Origin of the sequence: Streptomyces graminilatus (assembly GCF_001418565.1) — a bacterium.
GTDB lineage: Bacteria > Actinomycetota > Actinomycetes > Streptomycetales > Streptomycetaceae > Streptomyces > Streptomyces graminilatus.
Genome location: NZ_LIQQ01000722.1, coordinates 1 through 4,874, shown reverse-complemented (window position 1 = coordinate 4,874; position 4,874 = coordinate 1). Strand labels below are relative to the sequence as shown.

Sequence of the window (4,874 nt, the reverse complement as noted above, 5' to 3'; positions counted from 1 at the left end):
GTGGGAAACCGTGCCCCCGGTCAAGCCGCCGCCACCCGAACACTCCGCGCCGCCCGCGACCCCATCACCGTGACCGTCACAACCCCCGCCACCGCCAGCAACCCCATCCCCACGGTTCCCGACCAGCCGCCCGCGTGGAACGCCACCGCGCCCAGTGTGCTGCCTGCGCTGGAGCCGATGTAGTACGCCGACTGGTACAGGGCCGACGCCTGCGCCCTGCCCTCCTTCGCCGTGTGGCTCACCGCCGACGACGCCACCGCGTGCCCCGCGAAGAAGCCCGCCGTGATCAGGACCAGGCCCAGCAGGACCAGCCCCAGGGAGTCCGACAGGGAGAGGAGAAGTCCCGTCGTCGTCGTGCCGCCGGCCAGGTACAGGGCGCCCCGTCGGCCCAGGCGGCCCACCAGCTTCCCGGCCGTCGACGCCGACACCGTGCCCACCAGGTACACCAGGAAGACCGAGCCGACCACACCCTGCGGCAGGCCGAACGGGGCCTCCGTCAGGCGGTAGCCGATCACCGTGTACACCCCGCCGAACACCGTCATGAACAGCGCGCCGATCGCGTACAGGCGTCGGAGGAGCGGGTTCGCCAGGTGTGTGCGGACCGTGCGTGCCAGGACCCGGGGGCGCAGTGAGCCCGTACGGAAGTGGCGGGGAGCGGGGAGCAGCAGCCGGAAGGCCAGCGCGCAGGCCACCGCCACCACACCGATCACGCCGATCGCGGCCCGCCAGCCCCATTCCTGCGCGACCCAGCCCGTGATGACCCGGCCGCTCATCCCGCCCACGCTGTTGCCGGCCACGAACAGGCCGATCGCCGTGATCAGTGCCTTGGGGCGGACCTCCTCGGCCAGGTATGCCGTCGCCGATGCCGGCAGTCCGGCCAGCGCCGCGCCCTGAACCGCCCGCAGTGCGACCAGCGCGCCGAGGGAGGGAGCGAAGGGGACCAGCAGCCCGACCGTCACCGCCACCACCAGCGACGCCGTCATCACCGTACGCCGACCGAACCGTTCCGACAGCGCGCTCATCGGGAGGACGAACAGGGCCAGCCCGCCCGTCGCCGCCGACACCGTCCAGCTCGCGTCGCTCGCCGGCACCCCGAACTCGCCGGAGATCAGCGGCAGCAGCGCCTGCGTGGAGTAGAGGAGCGCGAAGGTCGCGACGCCCGCGAGGAAGAGCGCGAAGCTCATCCGCCGGTAGCCGGGCCCACCCGGGGCCATACGGGAATCGGCGGCGGGGAGGGCGGGGCGGGCGGGGAGTGGGCGAGAGGCGGCGGCCACGGTCGTGGCCGCCCCGGTACTGGCAGCAGGCATGCCTCGAAACTACGTACGGTCCCGTTCATCCGTCCAATGCACGGAAACGTCATAATCGTTCCCATGGTGCATCAGCAGAGGTCAGCCGCCCGCCTGTCACCGTCCAGTGACACAGAAGACATCGTCACCGCGCTCGCCCCACGCCTGTCCTACTTCGCCGGGGTCGCCCGCACCGAGCACGTCACCCGCGCCGCCCAGGAGATGCAGGTCCCGCAGTCGACGCTCTCCCGCGCGATGGTCCGCCTTGAGCAGGATCTGGGGGTGGAGCTGTTCGCCCGCCGGGGGCGGAGCGTCTCCCTCACTCCCGCCGGGCGTAAGTTCCTCGTCTCCGTCGAGCGGGCCCTCGGTGAGATCGAGCGGGCCGCCGACGAGGTACGCGCCGACGCCGATCCCGCCACTGGCAAGGTCGCCTTCGGCTTCCTGCACACCATGGGCGCCGAGACCGTCCCCGGTCTGCTGCACGCCTTCCGCGCCGACCATCCCCGCGTCCGCTTCACCCTCGTACAGAACTACGGCGAGGCCATGATCGAGGGGTTGCGTTCCGGGGAGCTCGATCTCTGCCTGACCTCGCCCGTTCCCGACGCCCCCGACCTGGTCGCCCGCCGCCTCGACGAGCAGAAACTCCGTCTCGTCGTCCCAGCCGACCACCGGCTCGCCACCCGCAGACGCGTCCGCCTGGCCGAAGCGGCCGACGAAACCTTCGTCACCCTGGAACCCGGCTACGGCCTTCGCCGCATCACCGACGACCTGTGTGAGCAGGCCGGCTTCCGTCCCCGCATCGCCTTCGAGGGCGAGGAGGCGGAGACGCTACGGGGTCTGGTGGCGGCTGGGCTGGGGGTCGCCCTGCTCCCGCCGCCGGCCGTCCCCCGCCCCGGAGTGGCGGAACTGACGGTCACTTCGCCACGAGCGGCACGCGAGATCGGCGTCGCCTGGCTCGACGGACACCCGGACACTCCGCCAGTGGCGGCCTTCAAGAAATTCCTCCTGGCCAGAAAGGGCAATCTGCTGTCCGGCTGAGGCCAACCCCCTGCTCTTAGCCTTTAGGGGCGCGAGGAACCGCGCGACCAGCCACACCCAACCCGCACCCGAGTTGCGGCGGCAACCCCCCACCTCCAGGGGCGCGGGGAACTGCGCGACCAGCCCCCACTCACCCGCACCCCGAACACAACCTCAACCGCCCCAACACCTACCGCCGCAACGACCGCCCGAACCCCGCAGCCAACGGCATCCTCAACCCCAAAGGCGGCGGAGCCATCAACGCATCGCGCACCGGCCGCGAAAACCCCCGCCCGAACAGCACCCCCATCACGAAGTCCTCCGCCAGCGCGTGCACTTCCTGCCGGTACTGATGCAACCCGTGCCCGTCCGCGTGCACTTCGAACCGGCAGATGTCCCGGTTCGCCTTCTTCGCGCGCGCCGCGAACCGGAACGACAGTTCGGGATCGGTCCGTTGGTCGTTCGTGCCGTGCACGATCATCACCCGCCGCCCGGTCAGTTGCCGTACCGGCTCCGGCGGCGCCGCGACATCATCCTCGGGCAGCCAGGGCGCCAGCGCCAGTACGGAGTTGACGGCCTCGTGGTCCGCCGCGCGCAGCGCCGCCCGGCCGCCCATGTCGACGCCGGCGAGGCACACGGAGACGTCGCCGTACCGTCGTACGACCTCGTCGACGGCCCAACGCGTGTCGTGCGCGAGCTGCGCCTCGCTGCCGTTCCAGCCACGGGAGCGGTAGTGGACGACATGGACGGCCAGCCCGTCCGAACGGCCGGCGCGGGCGAGCCGGCGGCCCAACGTCCTTACGGAGGCGGTCGCCAGTATGGGGGACGGTCTGCGGTCCGATACCTCGTCACCGCCCGGAAGCAGCAGGACCGCGCCGCTGACCGACGTCGGCTCCGGGCCCAGCGCCCTTCCGAGCCGGGCCTGTCGTACCGGCGAAACTTGGTGTGCCATGACAGAACAGTGTCAGAAGCGCGGGTGTACGCGACCCGTCCTCGCGGTCACCGTTACATATCGACGGATACGTACAGGCCGAGAACAGGGAAAAATAGACAGGTGGCAGCGGGAGGCATCTACGCGCGTAGGAGTTAGAGTGCGGAAATGACGAGCCAGAGTGACCCGAGTGATCGGACGCCGAGCCGTACGACGGCCCGGAGCGCGTCCACCCCTAGTGTCCCCATCGCCCCCACCGCTCCGAACGCTCCGAGTCCCGGTCCCAGCCCCGACCAGATCCGCCGCGCCCCCAAGGTCCTGCTGCACGACCATCTCGACGGCGGCCTGCGCCCCGGCACGATCGTCGACCTGGCGCGCGACACCGGCTACGCCCAACTGCCGCAGACCGACCCCGACAAGCTCGGTGCCTGGTTCCGCGACGCCGCCGACTCCGGTTCCCTGGAGCGGTACTTGGAGACCTTCGCCCACACCTGCGCCGTCATGCAGACCCGGGACGCCCTCGTCCGGGTCGCCGCCGAGTGCGCCGAGGATCTCGCCGAGGACGGCGTCGTCTACGCCGAGGTGCGGTACGCGCCCGAGCAGCACCTCGAAGGCGGGCTGACCCTCGAAGAGGTCGTCGAGGCCGTCAACGAGGGCTTCCGGGAAGGTGAGCGGCTGGCCCGGGAGAACGGGCACCGGATCCGGGTCGGCGCCCTGCTCACCGCGATGCGGCACGCGGCCCGCTCCCTGGAGATCGCCGAGCTGGCGAACCGGTACCGCGATCTGGGTGTCGTCGGCTTCGACATCGCCGGTGCCGAGGCGGGCTTCCCGCCCACCCGGCACCTCGACGCGTTCGAGTACCTCAAGCGCGAGAACAACCACTTCACCATCCACGCCGGTGAGGCCTTCGGGCTCCCCTCCATCTGGCAGGCGCTCCAGTGGTGCGGTGCCGACCGGCTCGGCCACGGTGTGCGCATCATCGACGACATCCAGGTCCAGGACGACGGCACGGTGACACTCGGCCGCCTGGCTTCCTATGTGCGGGACAAGCGGATCCCTCTTGAGCTGTGTCCCAGCTCCAACGTCCAGACCGGCGCAGCCGCCTCCTACGCCGAGCACCCCATCGGGCTGCTGCGCAAGCTGCACTTCCGGGCGACGGTCAATACCGACAACAGATTGATGTCGGGGACCGGGATGAGCCGAGAATTCGAGCATCTTGTCGACGCATTCGGTTATACGCTCGACGACCTGCAATGGTTCTCTGTCAATGCTATGAAGTCAGCATTCATTCCTTTCGATGAACGACTGGCGATGATCAATGACGTCATCAAGCCCGGATATGCCGAGCTGAAATCCGAATGGCTGTTCCGTCAGACCGCTTCCACCAGCGGTTCTGTCGAGAATCAGAGCTGATCCGAGAGGCTGGGAAGCGGTCGGGTCGGTGCGACTCGGCCGCTTTTCGATGTTTGCGGCGGGTGGCTTCCCGTGTTTACGGTCGTGGACCGCTCACATCCCCGTCTCGCTTTCAAGGACGCACTCACTATGAAGCAGTCTGCTGCCAAGACCCTCGGTGTCGCCGCTCTCGGTGCCGCCTTCGCCGCGGCGGGTGCGGGTGCCGCCAACGCCGCCCCGGCCCTGCC

Annotated in this window: 4 protein-coding genes; 2 read left to right on the top strand and 2 right to left on the bottom strand. The window is 69.9% G+C overall.

Annotated elements, in window-relative coordinates:
• Positions 1-20 precede the first annotated feature (20 nt).
• Positions 21-1,307: an MFS transporter gene (locus AOK08_RS40595; protein WP_055535407.1), complete on the bottom strand. Its 1,287-nt coding sequence runs from the start codon at positions 1,305-1,307 to the stop codon at positions 21-23.
• 63 nt (positions 1,308-1,370) lie between these two features.
• Here AOK08_RS40595 and AOK08_RS40590 point away from each other — a divergent pair, with 63 nt between their 5' ends.
• Positions 1,371-2,324, top strand: coding sequence for a LysR family transcriptional regulator (locus tag AOK08_RS40590; protein WP_198539553.1), 954 nt, complete (start codon positions 1,371-1,373; stop codon positions 2,322-2,324).
• Positions 2,325-2,493: 169 nt separating this feature from the next.
• On the opposite strand, the gene AOK08_RS40585 is transcribed toward AOK08_RS40590, so the two are convergent.
• Positions 2,494-3,255 (bottom strand): dienelactone hydrolase family protein, encoded by a 762-nt coding sequence (locus tag AOK08_RS40585; RefSeq protein ID WP_055535405.1) that lies wholly within the window; start codon positions 3,253-3,255, stop codon positions 2,494-2,496.
• Positions 3,256-3,402: 147 nt separating this feature from the next.
• Here AOK08_RS40585 and AOK08_RS40580 point away from each other — a divergent pair, with 147 nt between their 5' ends.
• A complete protein-coding gene (locus AOK08_RS40580) occupies positions 3,403-4,647 on the top strand; it encodes an adenosine deaminase (RefSeq protein WP_079054569.1) in 1,245 nt (414 codons plus the stop codon).
• Positions 4,648-4,874: the final 227 nt, after the last annotated feature.

Bases quoted from the DNA above. Each gene is read 5' to 3' on its own strand.
- AOK08_RS40590 (WP_198539553.1), top strand. From the start codon at position 1,371: ATGGTGCATCAGCAGAGGTCAGCCGCCCGCCTGTCACCGTCCAGTGAC.
- AOK08_RS40585 (WP_055535405.1), bottom strand. From the start codon at position 3,255: ATGGCACACCAAGTTTCGCCGGTACGACAGGCCCGGCTCGGAAGGGCG.
- AOK08_RS40595 (WP_055535407.1), bottom strand. From the start codon at position 1,307: ATGCCTGCTGCCAGTACCGGGGCGGCCACGACCGTGGCCGCCGCCTCT.
- AOK08_RS40580 (WP_079054569.1), top strand. From the start codon at position 3,403: ATGACGAGCCAGAGTGACCCGAGTGATCGGACGCCGAGCCGTACGACG.